12 protein-coding genes and 1 CRISPR repeat array are annotated in these 21,718 nt (G+C 31.9%); of the genes, 6 read left to right on the top strand and 6 right to left on the bottom strand.

Going from position 1 to position 21,718, the window contains the following annotated elements:
* The first annotated feature begins 164 nt into the window (after window positions 1–164).
* The 6 genes from QWY99_RS10615 (at window position 165) to QWY99_RS10590 (ending at window position 7,459) form a co-directional block, all read left to right on the top strand.
* Complete coding sequence (locus QWY99_RS10615; protein ID WP_290264700.1) at window positions 165–1,355, top strand: hypothetical protein; 1,191 nt, start codon at window positions 165–167, stop codon at window positions 1,353–1,355.
* 11 nt (window positions 1,356–1,366) lie between these two features.
* Entirely contained in the window at window positions 1,367–1,864 is a 498-nt protein-coding gene (locus QWY99_RS10610) for a DUF4280 domain-containing protein (RefSeq protein WP_290264697.1), read from the top strand.
* A 2-nt stretch (window positions 1,865–1,866) separates the two neighbouring features.
* The gene (locus tag QWY99_RS10605; protein ID WP_290264693.1) at window positions 1,867–4,716 is read left to right on the top strand and encodes an OmpA family protein; all 2,850 of its coding nucleotides are present in this window, start codon (window positions 1,867–1,869) and stop codon (window positions 4,714–4,716) included.
* A 9-nt stretch (window positions 4,717–4,725) separates the two neighbouring features.
* The gene (locus QWY99_RS10600) at window positions 4,726–5,706 is read left to right on the top strand and encodes a hypothetical protein (RefSeq protein ID WP_290264691.1); all 981 of its coding nucleotides are present in this window, start codon (window positions 4,726–4,728) and stop codon (window positions 5,704–5,706) included.
* Window positions 5,707–5,803: 97 nt separating this feature from the next.
* On the top strand, window positions 5,804–6,460 hold the full coding sequence (locus QWY99_RS10595) for a hypothetical protein (protein WP_290264689.1): 657 nt from the start codon (window positions 5,804–5,806) through the stop codon (window positions 6,458–6,460).
* Between the two features lie 87 nt (window positions 6,461–6,547).
* Window positions 6,548–7,459: a hypothetical protein gene (locus tag QWY99_RS10590; RefSeq protein WP_290264687.1), complete on the top strand. Its 912-nt coding sequence runs from the start codon at window positions 6,548–6,550 to the stop codon at window positions 7,457–7,459.
* Window positions 7,460–7,663: 204 nt separating this feature from the next.
* On the opposite strand, the gene QWY99_RS10585 is transcribed toward QWY99_RS10590, so the two are convergent.
* The 6 genes from QWY99_RS10585 to QWY99_RS10560 all read right to left on the bottom strand — a co-directional run bounded on the left by QWY99_RS10585 (window position 7,664) and on the right by QWY99_RS10560 (window position 21,336).
* Complete coding sequence (locus tag QWY99_RS10585; protein WP_290264685.1) at window positions 7,664–8,362, bottom strand: DUF1826 domain-containing protein; 699 nt, start codon at window positions 8,360–8,362, stop codon at window positions 7,664–7,666.
* Window positions 8,363–8,529: 167 nt separating this feature from the next.
* Window positions 8,530–11,001: a CRISPR direct-repeat array (repeat unit 46 nt; unit sequence GTTGTGAATTGCTTTCAAAATTGTATTTTTACTTATAATTCCCAAC).
* Between the two features lie 116 nt (window positions 11,002–11,117).
* Window positions 11,118–11,465, bottom strand: coding sequence for a CRISPR-associated endonuclease Cas2 (gene cas2 / locus QWY99_RS10580; RefSeq protein ID WP_154781185.1), 348 nt, complete (start codon window positions 11,463–11,465; stop codon window positions 11,118–11,120).
* A complete protein-coding gene (cas1, locus tag QWY99_RS10575) occupies window positions 11,458–12,354 on the bottom strand; it encodes a type II CRISPR-associated endonuclease Cas1 (RefSeq protein WP_290264680.1) in 897 nt (298 codons plus the stop codon). Before cas1 ends, cas2 begins: the two co-directional genes overlap by 8 nt.
* A 2-nt stretch (window positions 12,355–12,356) precedes the next feature.
* Window positions 12,357–16,433, bottom strand: a complete 4,077-nt coding sequence (cas9, locus tag QWY99_RS10570; RefSeq protein ID WP_290264677.1) for a type II CRISPR RNA-guided endonuclease Cas9 — start codon at window positions 16,431–16,433, stop codon at window positions 12,357–12,359.
* Between the two features lie 286 nt (window positions 16,434–16,719).
* Complete coding sequence (locus QWY99_RS10565) at window positions 16,720–18,144, bottom strand: SusD/RagB family nutrient-binding outer membrane lipoprotein (protein WP_290264674.1); 1,425 nt, start codon at window positions 18,142–18,144, stop codon at window positions 16,720–16,722.
* 12 nt (window positions 18,145–18,156) lie between these two features.
* On the bottom strand, window positions 18,157–21,336 hold the full coding sequence (locus tag QWY99_RS10560) for a SusC/RagA family TonB-linked outer membrane protein (protein ID WP_290264671.1): 3,180 nt from the start codon (window positions 21,334–21,336) through the stop codon (window positions 18,157–18,159).
* Between the last annotated feature and the right edge of the window lie 382 nt (window positions 21,337–21,718).

Raw genomic sequence — 21,718 nt, 5'->3', positions numbered from 1 at the left:
TTTTTATTTAAATCGTAAATCTTTATTTGACAATTTACTAGCAACTATATAGAGTCACTTTTTGACTTTTTTAAAGTAAATAATATCAAATTAAAGGTGAATATGCCTCATAAAAGGGCAAAGAAATATAGAAGATATATTATAAACCGTTAAATTTTATCTACATGTTATACATTCCTGATTTCTCTTATGATAATCACTTTGTTTATAAAATTAAAAAAGGAGATACATTACAGAAGGTCGCTGAAGAATTAGATGTCGAAATTCAATATCTGAGGGCTTTTCATAATATGCGATGCCCTCTAGAGGATTTAATTGAAGCTGATTTCAAATCACATTTGAAATTTTTAATCATTGAATCTAAAGAAGCCAAAATAAAAAGAGAGTCGCATCGAGAGGGCGTAAATTTTGTAAATAATTACAAATTACCATTTACGCCTCAAGGACTTGATTCAGACTATTTGGCTACGTACACTATAAAAAACGGGGAGCAAGAGCACAGCTTGAAAGAAGAAATTAATGTTAGATGGCTAGCTAACGATGAAAATGGTTTTTCGCTTATTGAAATTGATAGAATATCTCAAGTATATGTAGATGGGAAAGAGACAGATAGCAAGGCTGATGAGTTATCTGAGAAAACGGCCAGTGTTTTTTACCCGTTGCAAGTAGTTATTGATCCAAACGGAGAATTAGTTGCAATCTACAATTTTGAAGACATTCGTGATCGCTGGTATAAAGTAGAATTAGCAGTGCTTAAGGATTTTCAAGGAGAAGTATTGGAAGAGATTCTACTCAAATTTGAAAATAGATTGAAAGACAATGAAATTATTTTTGAGGCATTATCAAAAGATTGGTTCTTAAAAGTATTTTTTAATAAACTAAACATCGACTATACGGAGCACCTTGTCACAAAGCGCGATATAGCGTTTCCTTTATCACAAAATACAGGAAATGTTTCTTTTAGCATTGAGCAAAGCATTTTACCAAATGTAGATGCTTATAATTTGGTTAATGTAACTCAAAATGGGATCCTTTCTGATGTAAGGAGCAAAAACGATTTTGAAAATGATTTGTTGTTTCCAGATGATAATCTGGAAAATGATACTCTTGAGAAAGCAGCTGGGAGCTACACTGCGTATTATTTTCTCGATCCCAAGACTCATGTGCCAGATAGCATTTTTTTTGAATGTGAAATCAAATTAGAGATTCCTCAAAAGGTAACTGTTGTAATCTCTAACCTGAAAAGTGAAGCCAAATTAGATTTAAGGAATAAGACTTCATTTTTAAGCAATGAGAAAGAGAAAAAAAAATCTAATTTTTTTAGAGCATTTTTAGAAGTAATAACAGGAAAATAAAGTAAATCACTATGAGTAAAAAACATATTGTCGTGCAGGGTGCTACTTGTACTTGTAAATACAGCAATGAATCACAGGATGATGTCTTGAAAGTAAAAACACAATCCAAACATTACACAAATGATAAAGAGGGGACAGAAAAGTTAACTGCTTCTACAAAAGAAATTGGACAAACTTTAGAAAAAAACACCTTTGGTACCTGCAAAATGCAACCTAATCCGAGCGGAACCTACAATCCTTGCCTAGTTAATATTACGGAGTGGAAGAACTTTTATGATAAAATAACGCTAAGTAATGATGGAAAAGTTTTAGTCGAAGACAGTAAAGCTACCTGCAAAATGGGAACTCCGGATTGTATTACAATTTTAGATCATGGACAAATTGCAGAATTATCAGCACAAAATTTTAAAAATGAAAATAGGGACGTTTTAAATAAAATTAATCCATTGTTAGGTCTAAATGATTTAACAAAACCAGAATTTGATTTCACAGGCATAGAACAGAAATAAGTATGGCAAAAGGAATAAAAAAAATAGAGTGGACTGGTGAGGGGAGTATCATTAGTAATTTATCCGAACGAAATAGAAAAGCACGAATAAAAGCAGATCAGTTTGTTTATTTCAAAATAACAGAGTGGCACGAAGGCACCACAGATGAACAAAAAAAAGGAAGTGTCTTGTGGCATTTGCAAACGCATAATCCTCGAGGAAGTATTTTAAAGTTAACTAAAAGAGCCGATGACAAGTACGGCGTAATGTTACCCAAAAAACTTTGTGGCCCTTTTACCTATTATGTGCAGGCAATTTTGCCCTATGCAAAACATTCTAAATCTGCGGGAGTATTGATAGGAGGATGGTGTGAACCAAAAATTATTTCAAGTGCTTGGGCAAAACAAAGCAAAGGCGAAGACGTAAGAAAAACAAATCAGTTTAATTATGGAGAACCGCTTTATCTTAATCTCTCTACAGAGGGATTAAATGGTGCTATTAATTTGATTATCGAAATACACCGAAGAGTTATGGGTGGAGATAGTGTAACAGATGATCAGTTGATAAAAGTTTATACCAAAACTCCTGTAAATAACGGAGAAGTAAATATCATTTTAACAGATACGCTTTCATGGCAACCAAAGCTCATGAGAAGAAAATACATAGAAGAATTTTATATTAAAGTAAAAGACCCCTTAACCAATACATATATAAAAGACGATTATAACGACGTTTATCATGCTCGCTATTTACGAATACAGGACCGAATTAATTTTGTTTTTCCTGAGAGGGACCTAGGTTTAAGCAAGTCAATGATTGGAGAGCTAAAACAATATGAGAGAAATGCAGGAACTTGTAAGTTTACAAGAATAGGAGTGAATTATAGGGGAGACGACGATTTGATTTTTGATGAAGGAAAGTTTATTCGCAAAATAAATCCTAAGGATAATTTTAGTACTGTAGAACAAATACACTACGATTATGATAAGTGGGATATCCGAAATGATGCAAAACCAATCTTGGATAAAGTTGCCGATTATTTAATATTACCGCCTTTACTTCCTGTTGAGTTAGGAGCACATACAGACAATAGAGGAACAGAAGAATATAATCTGGATTTATCTGCAAAACGAGCAGATTCGGTAGTTAAATATCTGATTTCAAAAGGGGTTCCTTCCTATTTAATCACTGGAAAAGGATACGGAAAAGCCAAGTTAATACACAAGGAAACAACTGTGTCAGAAGCACAGCACCAAGAAAACAGAAGAATAACATTACAATTTAAGATTTTTGATAATAATGCAGAAACACTTGTACATGATGTGGTAGTACCTAGTTATAAAAAACCGACGCAGTTAAGGATTAATATTGAGGGCTTTATTAGAAAAGGCTGTCATAAAAAAAAGGAACACCTCAATACGATCCAATCCCATGATAGTTATAAGCAGGCAGTGACTTATGATTTAACCGAAAACCAATCCAATTATATTGATGTTCAGCTCAATTCTCGATTGCCAACAGTACCCCATATTACTGATGTTTTTAATTTTGGAAACAATTATAGGAATATTTATAGTTACCATCTTAATTCCTGTACCTATTATTCAGGTACAAAACATCCCAGTTTTGCTATAAATGCGTATCCTGATATTGTTTGGGTAGGACATTTTCTATACAATTATAACATAAGAGAAGGAATGGATGAAAAACCAAAAACACCTTATTTTTTTCATGGAAAAACAGTAGAATTAAAAAACGGAATTACAGAGGAAGTAAAAGAACTCACCGATTCTATTATAGGGTTTCTTTTGAATTTTTTTCCTGGGGGCTGGGTGGGCGTTAATGTTATATTGCCCTATCTAGAAAGCCAAGCAGAGTATTACGATGTAGGATTACACGCTTACTACGATCGAGATATCGAGAAACGCGACGAGTTGTTAAGTTTACAAGGCTGTACCACCTTAGATTTTATTAAAGCAGATGCAACCACCAGGCGCATAGTGGCTTTAGTTATTTACCAAATCGTCGTTATAGGTCTCTTAATAGATTTAATTATGATCTTCCTAACCAGAGGAGGGAGCGCAAGTAGTAAAGTGGTTAAAATTGCATCAAAAGTAAAAAAAGGAACAGATTACCTTGATAAAATTGGAGCTGAGATTGTACCTCCTTCTATAGCTGTAAATACTGGTGTGTATTATAAGATGCAAGCCGACAGCAGAATGGCACTTATTTACGAAGCTAATATTAAAGCAGAGCCACTTGTAGCAATAAACTTTACCAAAAAGTACACCATAAAAAGCCTCCTAGACAGTAATGAAACAGACCCAAATAAGAAAAAAAGCAATGAAGCAATAGATGGTATATTGTCTAAAATAGGAAAGGATGATGTTACATTTAGTTTGACTATGGAGGGAGAAATAGCTTTACAACAAAATATACAATACAATGTACTAACAGAGCAATATACATTAAAAGACAAATTTAATAATTTACCTCAAAAAAATATAATCTGTCATAGTAAAAAAATAAGGGGTAGTATTTCATTAGAAGGAGCGATTGAAAAAAAATACTTTAAATTTTCACCACTTAAAACGGATATTTCCACTAATGTTAAATTAGAAATGTTTTGTGAAGCATTTGTAGTAACGGAATTTGGTTTTGATAAAAAGGACGGTAGAGGTTTGTTTATGACGCAAAAACTTAAATTTTCAGGATTAAAAGGAACTTTTAAAGGTGAAGCAACTGTCACAAGTAAAAAATTCGGGAGTTATAAATATTCTTCAATTGATGATAAATCGATTGATTTTAAAGTATTAGAAGGCTTCGAACAGATTCTAAAAACCATTTACTTTTTTAATACCACAACGATATAACAGTATTTTATGAAAACCAGTATTTCATTTTTTTTATTATTAATTAACCTTATCGCATCTTGCCAAAACAAACCAAAAGTAATTATGCAAAATTCAGAAATAACAGAAAAAAACGTAGTAAATAAATTAGCATCCGAAGTAAAACATTTTAACAACGAACCGATGTACCAATTATTAATAACTAGTAATTGGTGTTCTTCTGAGATATTTATTAACGATATTCCCGTTTATACAAATTTTCATGAAGCATTAGATAGTCCTACTGTTGATATCAATAATTTTATTTTTAAGAGTGGGATTCAAAAAGTAACAATTAAATTATATCCTTTAGGGAAATATCAAAATGAAAATATTGACAAATTTATAGCAGAAACCGGGGTTAAAATTGAAGTAAACGAATACGACCGAATAACTGAGAAAGATAAAAAAAATATTGAGTATAAAACAATGAAAGAAGAAGTTCATCAACATGAAGAGCCAGTTTTTGTAGGAGTAGGTAAAACTTATTTTGAAGATAGTTTTACTTTTAATGCTACTGTACCTTATAAGGTTAAGGGCTTTGAAAATGCTCAGGATTTAAGAAAATTAGACAAAGAAGTTTTGCAAAGAAGGATATTGATGGAATACAATAAAATAAAAGATATTTATCAAAATAAGGATTTTGATAATATCGCTAGAGCTTCTTATGAAAGTTTGCGAAATCAATTTATATCTGAGTATCAAGATCGAAAATACATAAATGAAGTCTGGATGATGTTGATGGATGTATATAAATTACCATCATTTGAAATGCAACCAATAGAAAATTACAGATTGATGTTTTTTGCTGATGGGAAATTAATTGCTTTGATGCAAGATTCTAAAGATTTAAGAGTGAGAGGAAATACGTCACTATGGGCGAAATTTGAAAGAGGAAATGGAGTTGAAACGCTATTTTGTAATAGTTACTTTTATATTCCAAATGAAGAGACCGAATTTAAGATATATTAAAAATATAAAACTTGGAGAAGTCTAATTTTGGATTTAAAGCGATCCTTCTATAGCTGTAAATACTGGAGTGTATTATAAGATGCAAGCCGACAGCAGAATGGCACTTATTTACGAAGCTAATATTAAAGCAGAGCCACTTGTAGCAATAAACTTTACCAAAAAGTACACCATAAAAAGCCTCCTAGACAGTAACGCAACAGACCCAAAAAAGAAAAAAAACAATGAGGGAATAGAGGATATTTTGTCTAAAATAGGAAAGGATGATGTTACATTTAGTTTGACTATGGTGGGAGAAATAGCTTTACAACAAAATATACAATACAATGTACTAACAGAGCAGTATACATTAAAAGACAAATTTTATAATTTACCTCAAAAAGGGATAATTAGCTATAGTAGCAAAATTATTGGTACTATCTTGTTACAAGGAAATTATGAAACAAGGTTATTTAAATTTTCTGCAATAGAAACTCAAGTAAGTGCTTCTTTATCTTTAAAAATCAATTGTGAAGCTTTTGTAATTACAGAGTATGGATTTGACAAAGTAAGTGGGAGAGGCTTATTTATGACCCAAAAACTAAAATTTTCAGGATTAAAAGGAACTTTTTTAGGTAGTATTTCTGCAAAACCCAAAGATAGGGAATCAATTGACTATTCTGCCAATGATGGTAAACCAATTGATTTTACAGTGTTGGAAGGTTTCACAAAAACGCTAAAAACAATATACTTTTTTAATGCTAAACCACAAGTATAAAATAATATGAAAAATGCGATTCTAATTTTAGTTACCCTTTTTATATTTCCATCATGCTTACAAAACAATAACCCTAAATCAAAAAAAATGAGCGATTTAACGAGCATAAATTACGTAGAAACGATACTTAAAACTATTAAACGTTACGATTATGAACCAATGTATTACTTGATTTTTAAACAACATTCTTGTCTTTCAGAAATATTAGTTAATGATATCCCTGTTAATAAAAACTTCAAGGAAGAATCTTTAGGTTTGACTTTAGACATAAATCAATTTATTTTTAAAAGTGGTACACAAAAAGTAACTTTTAGATTGTATCCGGCTGGTAAAATAGGAATAAGAGATTTTTCAACATTAGTATATGATACCGAAATGAAAATTGAAATATCAGAATCTGATAATAACAAACGAAAACAAGCTGGGAAGATAATTGCAACTTATGCTACACCAACAGTTGTGAATAGAAACGTTTATGAGGAGAAGGAATTTGTAGGCAATAAAAAAAAATATTATGAAGCCAGTTTTACTTTTGAAGCAAAAGTCCCTTACGAATTTAATAGTTTAGAGGACGGTCAGGATTTAAGAGAATGGGATCAGGAAAAATTAGAAAAGAAAGTCGTTGATTTCTATAAAGAACAATTGAGGTTGCTACAAGAGAAAAAGAAAGAGGAGTATTTCTCTTACTTAGATTTAAAAGAAAAAGAAACCCGTCAAAGTCTATTTTTTAATAAAAAAGAATTACAAGAGATATTAGACTCCTATTTAGAAGCATTTATTATTCCAAATTTTGAAATGCAACCATTAGAGAATTACAAACTGAAACTGTATGGAGAAGGCAGAATTGTATGCTTGGAACTAACAAGTAATGAACCAAATATGAGAGAAAAATCTGCTTTGTGGGCAAAATTTGATGAAGGAGACGGTTTGATGGCTGATTTTTTTAAATACTACCTCTACATTCCTGAAGGTGAATACGAATTAGAAATTTTAAGATAAATGTTAATGAAGAAGTATTTATTGTGTCCTTTATTATTAGTTTGTTTTGGTGCTTGTTCTCAAAAAACGGAATCAAAAAAATAGTGTCTCACTTGTACTTGCAACCTCTATAAAAGTCAAAAAGCCACTCCGTATTGAGTAACTTTTTGACTTTTATAGAGGTTTTATATTTTAGCAATTTTATTAATGATTAATTAAATTTCTCTAACAAATCAACAACAACCGATATTCGCCTTCATTTTCTACAGGTGCTCTGTGAATACAAGGTAATACTTGTTGTTTTGGATGATCTACAGCCAGTCGCCAAAGATGTCCTTGTCTTAAATTAATAGGTTCTGCATCAGTATTTAACTGATAATGCAAATCAAAATAGTTTTCTTTCAAAAAGTCTTCGAATTCTTCTGCTGGTCCATCATGTAGCTTTTTTAGCTTTTCTCGAATTTCTGGAATTAGAATTTTTTGCTCTGCTTGCGAATTAGAAATAATATCGCTTGCTGCTCCTTGATAGGTACATAAAAAAGTATCTGTTGCAATAGGAGAACGATCGACATGAAACGAATACACATCAGTCGATATGAAATCAAATTCATCATCACGTTCATAACACTTCAGTAAATTAAGAGAAGGAGAAGCTCCAAAATCAGCTAATAATTGTAAATCATTTAAGATTATTTCCCTTGCAATATTTCCTTTTTCGGATAATTGAAGTGCGATTAGGTCTTCTGGGAAAACTTCTGTTATATTTTCTTTGAGAGATAGTTTGGTTACAATCTCATTAAAATCACCATCCAAATTTCTGTACCAGCAGAGTGCATTTACATCTCCCTTGAAATTAGTATTTACAAGCTCAGAGAAAGTAGATACCGTTCCAATTTGGTTGCTGTCAGAAAATGGATTGTTCATAGTATAATATTAAGAAGCTAGATAATTTGTGCATTACAAAATTATATAATAGTAGGCAGTTGTAGCATTTTAATCGATATAAACTTTTGGAGTTACTACCTTTTCCGATAAAAAAATTAAGGTTGTGTCTTCCCAACTGTGAAAGTTCTACTCTGAGAAGACTTTTAGTTGTGAATTGCTTTCAAAATTGTATTTTTACTTATGATTCCCAACAGTTACAATTGAAGCATTGTATGATAATGCGTTGTGAGTTGCTTTCAAAATTGTATTTTTACTTATAATTCCCAACTAGGTGCTTTTTTACCTGACTCATCGACTTGTTGTGAATTGCTTTCAAAATTGTATTTTTACTTATAATTCCCAACGCTCCTGTTTCAAAGAAATTATACAAACCTGTTGTGAATTGCTTTCAAAATTGTATTTTTACTTATAATTCCCAACAATAAAAACTAAGCAGTTTTTGTTTAAAATGTTGTGAATTGCTTTCAAAATTGTATTTTTACTTATAATTCCCAACGGCCACTTGGTCTAAGAAGGTAAGCGACTAGTTGTGAATTGCTTTCAAAATTGTATTTTTACTTATAATTCCCAACTTTAAATAATAATTTATTGGAATCTAATGAGTTGTGAATTGCTTTCAAAATTGTATTTTTACTTATAATTCCCAACATTGGTTTTTTCTCTTCCTTGTCCTTATCAGTTGTGAATTGCTTTCAAAATTGTATTTTTACTTATAATTCCCAACATTATTTGCAATAAACAGTTTAGTTAACTCGTTGTGAATTGCTTTCAAAATTGTATTTTTACTTATAATTCCCAACATATATTCCACAATATATGAAGCAGCAGTTGTTGTGAATTGCTTTCAAAATTGTATTTTTACTTATAATTCCCAACATAAGTCAGTTTCCGAAATATACTGATCTAGTTGTGAATTGCTTTCAAAATTGTATTTTTACTTATAATTCCCAACTATGATAGAGAAATTACAAATGAATCTTTAGTTGTGAATTGCTTTCAAAATTGTATTTTTACTTATAATTCCCAACTTCGCATAACTATTTTCATTCCCGACTCTTGTTGTGAATTGCTTTCAAAATTGTATTTTTACTTATAATTCCCAACCAGACAAAAAAAATGGTAGTTATTCACTAGTTGTGAATTGCTTTCAAAATTGTATTTTTACTTATAATTCCCAACGAAAGCTTCAAATATTGCGAAGTCTTCGGCGTTGTGAATTGCTTTCAAAATTGTATTTTTACTTATAATTCCCAACCTAACCCAGCTTATAATGGGTTTACTTATAGTTGTGAATTGCTTTCAAAATTGTATTTTTACTTATAATTCCCAACGAAGTAGTTTCACGACCAGAAGCGGCTTTAGTTGTGAATTGCTTTCAAAATTGTATTTTTACTTATAATTCCCAACATAATCTTTTGCAAGGACTTTCTATTGAAGTTGTGAATTGCTTTCAAAATTGTATTTTTACTTATAATTCCCAACAAAAATACTTTTTTTTATTATTGTTATTTCGTTGTGAATTGCTTTCAAAATTGTATTTTTACTTATAATTCCCAACTTTCACACTCGACAGATATTCAAGTCAATTGTTGTGAATTGCTTTCAAAATTGTATTTTTACTTATAATTCCCAACCTAAAGTAACATAACCTTTAGTGTCGACGGTTGTGAATTGCTTTCAAAATTGTATTTTTACTTATAATTCCCAACTAGGCGCAATAGTAATTACATTTCTTCCTGGTTGTGAATTGCTTTCAAAATTGTATTTTTACTTATAATTCCCAACTCGCAGCGTTACCAACATCTTTACGTGATGGTTGTGAATTGCTTTCAAAATTGTATTTTTACTTATAATTCCCAACCTATCGGTTATTGGGAACGCAGGCAATGGGTTGTGAATTGCTTTCAAAATTGTATTTTTACTTATAATTCCCAACCGTTATAGAAAAAGAAAGAATGCACGTGCGTTGTGAATTGCTTTCAAAATTGTATTTTTACTTATAATTCCCAACGAAATATTAATCACAGACATCGAAACTACCGTTGTGAATTGCTTTCAAAATTGTATTTTTACTTATAATTCCCAACCTAATTTAGTTACAATGGCTGGATCGTTTGGTTGTGAATTGCTTTCAAAATTGTATTTTTACTTATAATTCCCAACAATTAAAAAACGAACCCATTAAAGAAGATAGTTGTGAATTGCTTTCAAAATTGTATTTTTACTTATAATTCCCAACAAAACGGTTTTTTATCACTCATATACTGTGGTTGTGAATTGCTTTCAAAATTGTATTTTTACTTATAATTCCCAACAAACCAAAAAGACATTGTTTAAGGTTGAAGGTTGTGAATTGCTTTCAAAATTGTATTTTTACTTATAATTCCCAACTAGTGTTTTGGTTAGAAATAACCTCTTTTGTTGTGAATTGCTTTCAAAATTGTATTTTTACTTATAATTCCCAACTGAACCGTTTTCGTACTGTCTGCAGCTATAGTTGTGAATTGCTTTCAAAATTGTATTTTTACTTATAATTCCCAACTAGTTGTATTTGAGACATCACAGCCGACATGTTGTGAATTGCTTTCAAAATTGTATTTTTACTTATAATTCCCAACATACCGCGAGTTAATCGTTTGATATGTTGTGAGTTATGGGTTAATATAGGGTTGTTAAAATTGACTTCCTTAAGTATTGAGGAAGAGATTGTTAGGTTTTTTTTTAATTCTAATTTTTAGAAAAGCTCTAATTGTTGCGATGGTTTCTCAGGTTCCACAGGTTTTTTTCCGTAAAAAAGTTCCATCATTCCAAATTGTTTATCGGTAATTTGCATGACACCAATTTTGCCATGTTCAGGGAGACTATTTTTTATTCTTTTAGAATGGACTTCGGCATTTTCGCGACTCGCACAAAAGCGCATATATATAGAAAATTGAAACATAGAAAAGCCATCGTCTAATAATTTCTTACGAAAGGTACTAGCAATTTTACGCTCTTTTCGCGTCTCAGTGGGCAGATCAAAAAAAACTAATATCCACAAACTTCTATATTGATTTAAACGTGTATAATGCTCGTCATACATAAACTGGGTATAAAATTCTTCTCGAACTTCCTTCAAAACATTCATGGAGCGAATTTGTTGTTCTGCTCATGGCAACCATCAAAGGACTATTTTTTCCGTCTATTAAAACATCCATTGAAGCAATACTTAGTAACTGCTTTTTTATTTCAACTGTTAATTCTTCATAAGAATCAACAGTTTCCATAATATGACATACAATCAAATCAACATACGGGCGGTAAGGTTCCATAATGTCGTCAGCTAGGCAATAGGCATTATATTTATTACGATGAAAAATACCTAATGTCGGGAGCATTCCCGAGCTTACTAATGCTCTTGCTGTAATAGCTCTCAAAATCGCATAACCGTAATTTAGTAAATTATTTGGAGGGATTCCATTTTGCCCTCTTGAGAAATTTTCTATTTCAATTAAACGTTCCCAATAATAAACTGCTGCTCTTGATTCGTGATTTAAAGCATCTCCGGAAGTAACCTCTTTTGCCCAAAGTTCCATTTTGCGCATTGGAATTCCTTTTTCTTTTAATAGTCCTGCTTGATTTGTTATTTTAGAACTTATAGTCTGTTGCCATAGATTTTTTTTAAGCGGAACAGAAGCGTTAATTTGATTTTTAAACCGTTCTGATTGTTCTGTATGTCCATCCAACGGCATCAGCAACCCAATCGGAAGGTGTTGCTGATTGCAATTAATTAAAGCGACATTATTATGCGTTAATTTCTCTAGTAAACCATTAGTTATTGTAATTTGTTGGTTTTCTAAAACAATCACGCCAATATCTTCAATAGCTACTGTTTTGGTTTCTTGTTCTTTGTCGGGATAAGAAATTACTATTTGCTCATTTTTGGTACTTAAATAAGCGGGATTTCCAAAGAAAAGGGTACGTTTTATCATAACTAATATTCTCCAATTTGAATAATTTGACCTAAATGATTGATTCTGACTTTTATAATGTTTTGCAATGGTGGTAAGCTTTTTATTTGTTTATAAGTTATGTTTACTAATTCTTTTTTGTCTGTTAGGGTTGTTTCAAGATGATGTCTGAATTTGAAGTCTCTAATTGTAGCATTACCATATTTAATTATTGATAAAGACTGAACTTTATACATATTTGGACTAATTAAGCTATAATTCATTGGATTTAATAAATCTATTTCATTTGGATTAAAATTTTCTGAAGGGAAAATAAAAACTTCATTTTTTTTCATTGTAAATAAAAACTTCCATCCAGAACTATGATTCTTATTAATAATCGAAAGGCTTTCATTTTTACGAATAACCGCATCAAAAAAGGTTACAATTTCTTCTTGTAGATTTCCTTTTTCATCTTCATAAATTGCTACATGATGATTGTTTCCTGTACTCACAAAATCTACTGGAATAGGATTGTTTTTTTTGTCTAAAATTTCATTTCTTAAATGATCTCTTTTGGTATGCAAAGATTGAGCATTGCTAATGCCTCTTATAGTTATTCGTTTTATAGTAATTCCTTTTTCTTTGTTCTGCCAAATAGGATTTTCATCTAAATTACTAAAAGCTTTTTTCGAATCATTAGCATATTGATTTAATCGGTTTTCAAGAATAGTTTTTAAACCTACATCAATTACTTTGTCAATACTTTTTAAATCTTTAAAATTATCAGGTGTAATGTCTTTTCGGATAGTATAATTATCTTCTAGCCAAACTGTTTTTACTTTTTCTGGAACTGTAATTTTATCTTTTAAACTGATATATATTGGTGATTTGTTCAGTGCATTTTTTCCTGTAAAAGCTTTTTCAGAGTCGTTATCGTTTTCTTTTAATCGTTTTAGGAGCGCTTCTCGAAATTCTTTCTTTGCTACCTTAGTGATATATTCTTTAGTGAAATTGGCATTTACTTTTTCTTCTTTGGTTACATATTGTTGCAGTTTACCGTAAATGGTAGCTTCATGCAATTGCCCCCTTGGTGTAAGTTGAATTTTCTGATTGGTTCCACCACTTTTTATAGTGATATTTTTATTTTTAGTAACCACTTTGTTTTTTGCTTTGTAGGAAATTAAAATACTTTCGAGTTGCTTTTTGGCTTCTTCTCTAAAGTTGGGCATTGGCTCGATAAATCTAAGTTTGTTATTCTTATCTCTTCTTAAATATTTTGCCTCAATTCCATAGATAGAATCTGCTTTTTTATCGCCTTGCGTTTTTGCATTAAGATTATTTAAATACTGAATATAGGCAGATTTAGTAAAAGCAACAGTTATAGCATCCATGGCATGATGACGATGGTCATTTCTCTTTGTCCAATCTTTAATTTTGTACAAGCGTTCTCCGTTCTTACCTTCTTCAATATGAGTCAATCCTAATTTGTCGTATTTATCCCAATTGAGTTCTTTCATCACATCAACCAATTCCCAGTCATCGCGTAGTTTATCAGTTACACTTCCAATAGTTGAAGTTACATTTCTTGAAATTTCAAGTAAAATTTCTTTGGCCTTTTTTGCAATATATTGTGTCTCTCTTAATTGACGGTCAATAAAACCTTCAGGGATTTCATTATCTGCCATTAAGAGTTTGTTCTGTTTTGTTCTGCTTATTTTGCCAAACAAACTTTTTATCCTTTTTTCGAATTGATCAAATTCTTCAGCAGATAATTTTTCTTGTAAAAAAGAGTAAGCAGTTTTATTACTTTTCTCAATATTTAATTGACGTTCACAAATTGTTTTATTAGAAAAACTATCGTCAAACAAACGTGATTTTGGAATAATATGTTCAATGTCATACTCTTTAGTAAACAATTTGGATGGTTCAATTGGCTTTCCTGTGTATAATGAAATTCCGTCACATTCTTTCCAAAGTTTATATCTTATTATGTCATTTCTAGTAACACGATGAATTCCAAATTCGGTATGTAATAATTTCCTAATTTGCTCATGCTCGGCAGTACTTTTATTAATAACCTTAGTCATTTCGCTACGTTGTTCATTATTGTTTTTTAACTCTCGAGCTAATTCTACACGAATCTCATCAGGTTTTCCTAATGCTGGGTCTTTTACAATAGCATTAATTACATTAATCATTTGATTAAGTATCTTTTCTACGACAGGATTTCTTAAGCTGTTTTTTTTAAGTAATTCTAAAGTATCTTTTAAAATTCTTTCATTATTTTGTTCTGTTGTTAAAGAAGACGAATGATTATATCCTACTAATGTGCATGCTTTATCGTAAATATGTCCATCAATCAAATGAGGTAATATTTTTTTAATTGCTTTAGCACTTAAGCTACCATAATCGGCTTGTAGACTTATATTCAGAAGAAAAGGGATATGAATTTCTTTGAAACCAAATTTACTCATTAAACTTTTTTTCAAATATTCATCATCTTCTGCTGCATATAATAAGTGCCAAAACTGGTAATAGGTCTGTTTGTCAAAATTATCCCCTTGAATAGTTGGGTCAAAATTAAGAATAGCAGTATTGATTTCTAAAGTTTCAAATATTGTAAGCACTGCTTCTTTTATTTCTGTAGGTTTCATTTTAGAAAAATCCATTTCATATCCTTCTACTTCAAGTATTTTTTCAAAAGCTTTGAAAATTGAAGTATTGGTTCTGTTGCCTTCTATTTTTTTAAAATTAACAGTATGCGTTCCTTTTTTTAGCTCACAAAAAGATAACATTTGAGAATCGGTCATACTATCTTTAAACAATAATTCTTGAGCGAAAAGTTTTTTCAGGTCTTCACCCAAAGGAATAAGTTCTTTTGTCGTTTCATTTTTAACGACCACGTTATTTAAATTTTGCCAAATCCTAAATTCTTGAAATAAAGGAGATGATTTAGGAATTGCTTTGTGCCCCTTTTCAAATTCACAAAAACTTACAAGATGCTTCTGAGACTTAAGTTTTCGTTGATAAAAAATAGTTATGTCTTTAATTTCTGTTTCTAGTTGATCATTTAATTCGGGATGAAATTGTTTTTGCGTTTTCCAAATTTTTTCAAATTCATCTAAATAATCTTGACGATAAAAGACTTGATTTTTTAGTTTGGCATGTGGGTCTTTTTCAAGCTGTTTATATTGAAATTGTCCAACAGTTTCCTGATTGAAATACAGTTCTTTGCTTCGGTCACTAATAGCACCAAGATAGCCACTAGATTGATTAATTTGATTATTGATTTCGGTACAAATAAAGGCTAAAACTTTTAAATCGAGTTCCTTTGCCAAAGCTTCATTTCTCCATTTGTAATGTTGCAATTTGGTTTCTTCACGATTCCCTTTATTCTCTGAAAGTTCAATATTTAATGTTTTTGTAAAATGATAGGAGGTAGCATTTCTTGTTTTACCTTGAATATCTTCTAATAATTTATCATTAATCTGCTCAGGATGAAACTGATTTTGAAAACGAACAATCTTTTCTAATTCCTTCTGTAAATCCGAACGATAAAAATCAGGAACAAATTTTCTATCTTTCGATAAAGAATTGTGAACCCATTGTCCAGGTGTTAAATTGTTATCGAAAATCTCTTTAGCGATTTTCATTCCATCTATTGCGTCTCCTTCTTCAGCTGTTTTTGCTTTTCGGCTACTTTTATACCCTCTTTTTTTATTAAGCATCAATAGAACTTGAACTAGCTCTTCTTTAGAGACTGCCTCAACTGCTGCTTTTGCTCTTAGTTGATAGGAAGAAAAAGTAGTTGATTTTCCTGTTTCAGCATAAACAAAATCAGTTGAAATAAAATTTATTTTATTAAAGGTTTCTAATAACGCATCTCTTCTTTGTTTAAAACGTTGTAAGCCACGTCTTGCTCCACGCTTTAATGTTCTGTCTGCATTTATGGAGATTGTATTACCTTTTTTGAAGTCGGATTCTTCATCGGTAGTAAGAGGAACTATGCGTACACCTGAATTTATTATTGATGATGTTTCATCATTATTTTCTGCTTCATGCACATATGCCCATCCAATAGAAGTTGTTCCTAAGTCTAATCCTAATATTTTTTTCATCTCTAAAAAATTAATTTCTAAAATTAAGTAAAAGATAATTAATTGATTTACGGATAGCCATAATTAAGATTAGAGATTTTGTTGTATCATTGCAATACAATTTTGAAGCAATTCACAATAAGGATTATTCCGTTGTGAAAACATTCAAAGCGGCCTCACAAGGGTCGCTTTTTTCATTTATATACACACAAAACAAATAAATCAGGCTAATAAATCACGTATTAGTAATTTATTAGCCTGATTAGTTTAGCACATTTTAGAAAACTAATAGCGCTTAGAATTCTTTTTATTTAGCGTCAAACCATAGTTTAGTAGTAAGTAAATCTTGACCTTGAGTACTTATAGTTGCTTTGTAGTTAACTCCATTTAGCGATTGTTCAGTACCTGGATAAAAAAAGCGAGAAGGTATTTTACCATCTAAAACGGTGTTTGGACCTGCTTTTAAAACAGGATAATCAAGTCTTCTCCATTCAGCAAAGGCATCAAGACCTTGTCCGAAGAAAGCAATCCATTTTTGTGTACCTATAGACTTAGCATAATTTGTAGCATCGTACTTTACAGTTGCTTGGTTTAGATAATTAGAAATTGTTGTAGCATCGGTAATTCCAAATTGGTTGAATGATGCCGTAATTGCATTTTTATACAGTTGCTCGGCATCTCCATCGATATAACCACGGGCTACAGCTTCAGACAGATTAAACAAAACTTCAGAGTAAGATACGATAACAGCAGGTGACGAAGAGGTTAAGAAATAAGTACCTGGTTTTGATGTTTTTGCAAATCCTTGACTGTTGGCATCACTATTTGATAAACCATTGGCACCTCCAACGTATTTACCTACGCTTGCATCCGATGGTAACTGTGCATAAACAGGCAAACGAGGATCGGATAGCTCATTTAACTTATCAACCAATGTTTTCGAAATACGGAAATCATCACGTGTTTCAAACCAAGCTGAAGCAGGATTTTGTTGAGGAGAACTGATATAATTGAACTTAAAAATTTCACTATTGTTGCTAATTACTCCTGCAGGATCTGTTGTAGCCTCAATTGCAGTTTGTTTGGCTAGAGCAGGTTCTTTGTCTGAGATTCTTAGCGCAATTCTTAAACGAAGCGAATTCACTAGTTTCTTCCATTTCGAAATATCACCTTTATATGCCAAATCTCCAGTAACAGCTCCGTTTGTAGAACTTAACAAAGACTGTGCTTGTTTTAAATCTTCAAGTAATCCGATATATACTTCTTTTTGAGAATTATAGGCTGGTGTTATTTTTTTACCCGCTTCTTTATAAGGAATGTTACCATAAGCATCTGTCAACAATAAAAAAGTCCATGAACGTAAGGTAAGTGCAATCCCTTTATAATTTGAATTTGCTTGTTGTTCAGGAAAATCTAGAATTGTATTCAAATCTGTAATCAAGGTTGCATATCCAGTATTCCATAAAGAAACGAAAGAAGTATTAGATACATCATATCTATCTGGTTCGGTATATTGAATTTTGGCCCAATGTTGAACAAACAACAAAGACGAATTGAAGTTATTATCTGATCCCCAATATATGTCGGCTCCTTGTTTTAACGTTCCAGTTAATAGGTAAGGGGCCAATGGAGTTTCTGTTGCATTTGGATTTCTATTAATATCATCCAAGCTATCATTGCATGAAGTCACTGATAATGCAAGTAGTGTTATATATACTATTTTTTTTAGCATGATTCTGAGTTTTTAAAATTTGACATTAAGATTAAGGCTAAAATTTCTAGTCGTTGGCAAGGACAAACTTTCTAAGCCTTGCGCATTTCCGGTGTTGAAAGCCGTTTCAGGGTCAATATTAGGAGCGTCTTTATAGATAAACAGCAGATTACGACCAACTGCGGTAAGACTGGCTGCTTGCAATCCGAGTTTCTTAACAAATGTTTTATTGAAGCTGTAAGCAAGTTTTATCTCTCTTAGTTTTACAAAAGTTGAACTGTATACATAAGCTTCGCTAATATTATAGGATGATTTGTAGTATTCCTGTGCACTTATCACTTGATTATTAGGAGCCCCATCAGCATATACCCCTTTAAAAATCATTCCGTCATCATAAACTGTTGCTCCACTTGGCGCTGCTCCACCACCAAGTAAGGTTTTTGTACCCGAATTATCATAGTAGCTTAATCCGCCATTGGCAGCATCACGGCCAGGTAGGGTTTGGGCTAGTACTCCTGTATAGTTTCCAGTTCGGTTAGTTCCCGAAAAAAGTTCTCCGCCTACACTAGCATCAATAAGGAAAGACAATTCAATATTTTTGTATGTAAATGTGTTGGTAAGACCAGCAATATAGTCAGGAGTATAATGTCCTAATACCTTCTTTTGCGGATCGGCTTTTGGTAAACCATTTGCGCCTACAACAATGTTTCCATTTGCGTCACGCTGATAAGCAGTACCATAAAGTGCACCATAGGCTTGACCTACAGAGGCCAATACATCGACACCTCCTGATGTACCAATGGTGTAGTTTTGAATTTGTTTTTCATAATCAAGAATTTCAACCTTGCTTATATTCTTAGAATAATTAGCGCCTACATTCCATTTGAAATTTTGAGTCTGGATAGGGCTTCCGTCCAATTGAATTTCGATACCGCGGTTGTTAATTTTTCCGGCATTAATTAACTGAGAATTATAACCGCTAGCAGTAGTGGTTTTAATTTCCAGAATCTGGTCAAAACTATTGGTGTTATAGTAAGCAACATCAAGATGCAATCTGTTTTTCCAGAAAGAAGATTCGATACCAATTTCGGTAGAGCGGGTTGTTTCTGGTTTTAGGTTTTCATTGAGTTTCTTTTGTGAAGAAGTTTGAATCGGATTACCATCAAATGCAGTTTGGAAATTATAAACGGTAGACAATTGATACGGATCTGCATCATTACCAACTTCAGACCATCCACCGCGAAGTTTTAGAAAATCGAGTGTATTACTTTTTAGATTCAAAGCATCAGTTAGAACTAAACTACCATTAATAGAAGGGTAGAAGTACGAGCGGTTACTACTTGGTAATGTCGATGACCAGTCATTACGAGCCGTTAGGTTTAAAAAAGCATAGTTTTTATAACCAACTTGAGCAGATGCATATACACTATAAACTCTTAATTTTGATAAATAATTTGAAGAAGTCAACGGATCACGTGAATTATTCAAAGTATATAAATCAGGTACAGCCAAGCGGGGTGCTTTTTGATAATTGTTTGCATCGCTATGGTTACGAATATTAAATCCAGTAAGCGCATCTAAGCTAAAATCGCTAGTCAGTTTTTTGGTATATTGAAAAATACCCTCTGTATTTCTTTCATTTACAGTATAAGCATCTTCAGCATAGGAACCAAAAGGAGTTCCGCTTGTGCCATGTTTAATTTCGTATTTTCTACGATCATTATAATAGTCAATTCCAGTACGGAATCTGAAATTTAATCCATCTATGATTTTTGCTTCCAAATGAATATCCCCGATTATACGGTTGCGTTGCTGGCTGGTCGTATTATAATAGGCATTCCAATACGGATTGCTATAATAGCTACTGTTCCAGTTAACATCTCTATTATTTCTAAGTTCATTAACATCTACTTGACGTCCAAACCAAAGAAACTGAAGCATTACACCTGCAGCACGATTACCCGAAGGACCACCAGGAAGGGCAGGAGCATCAGTAACAATATAGTTTCCTGTTACACCAATTTTTATGTTTTTGGATATCTGGTAATTTGTATTGATTGTAAAGTTTGTTTTGTTGATTTCGCTGTTTGGTACTGTCCCTAATTGTTTTTGATTATTTACCCCTAAACGGAAATCAGATTTTTCGTCAGATCTAGCCACAGCAATACTATTATCAAAAGTAAGACCTGTATTAAAGAAGTTTTTTACATTATTTGGATGAGCCACAAAAGGGACAGCTACGCCATTTGAATTAAATTGAGGGATAAGACGGCCATCTAATTTTGGTCCCCAACTTTCATCAACACCATCATTAATACCACCACCTTTACCATCTACATAGCTAAATTTTCCGTTTGACCCTTGACCAAACGAATTTTGAAAACTAGGCAGAGTAGCCACTTGAGAGACTGTTATACCAGTGCTGAAGCTTACTCCAAGTCCTTGCTGGCCTTTTCCTGATTTTGTAGTTATAAGAACAACACCATGCGCGGCACGTGATCCGTAAAGAGCCGCCGCGTTAGGACCTTTTAATACCGTTAATGTTTCAATGTCTTGAGGATTTAAATCGGCAACAGCATTTTTAAAGTCACGAGTTGCGCCTCCAAAACTTCCCAATTGGGAGTTGTCTACCGGAACTCCATCAACAACAAATAAAGGTTGGTTATTTCCTGCAATCGAAGTTTCGCCACGAATAACAATACGTGAAGATCCCATATCTCCTTGTGAGTTGGTAATACGCACACCTGCTAGTTTTCCAGAAAGGCTATTCAAGAAATTTGTTTCTTTTGTTTCTGCTATATCTTTGTTTTTAAGTGATTGCGTGGTATATCCTAAAGATTTTTTTTCTTTTGTGATACCAAGAGCAGTAACTACAACTTCAGACAAAGCATTGGGTTCTTCGGTAAGGCTAATTACAACTGAATTTTGATTGACTACAGTTTCGTTTTTTTTGTACCCCATATAACTTACAATCAATGTGTAAGGGAGTTTTTGACCTGTTTGAAAATGAAATTTTCCATCAAAATCTGTTATTGCTCCGTGTGTAGTGCCTTTTATGTTTATAGAAGCACCAATAATTGGCTGTTTTGTTACTGCATCAATGACAGTTCCGTCGAGTTTAGACTGAATTAACGCTTTGGTTTCTTGTGCTTTAATTCCGATGGAAATCAATAAAACACATAACCATAGCAGTCTATTTATTATTTTTTTCATTACTTTGTTTTAGTTTAATAAATAAAGGAGCTGTAAACGGATTAACTCCTTTTACGCTTTCTTTTTAGAGATGAACAATTTCTTTAAGCTTTACCATTTCTGTTGCCGCAGAAATGGTTTTTTTTTATCTGAGTTGCATTCGTTTTTTCATTTTTATATTTTTTGATTACTACTATTTGAATTGATTTTTCACAAGATTTCAATCCTATAATTTAGGATGTGCCTTATAACAGTTTTATGATTTCGTGACTGATGTTTGTTGCGTGATGAATGGATTTTCAATTGATTCTTACTTCATATAAATAGAAGTGTATTTGGAAGTATTTAATCTTTTGTTTTTTAATTTATTTAACTCTATTAATTCTACTAATTTGATAGGACA

The organism is Flavobacterium branchiarum (genome assembly GCF_030409845.1).
Taxonomy (GTDB): domain Bacteria; phylum Bacteroidota; class Bacteroidia; order Flavobacteriales; family Flavobacteriaceae; genus Flavobacterium; species Flavobacterium branchiarum.
This window is presented reverse-complemented; position numbering and strand designations above follow the sequence as displayed.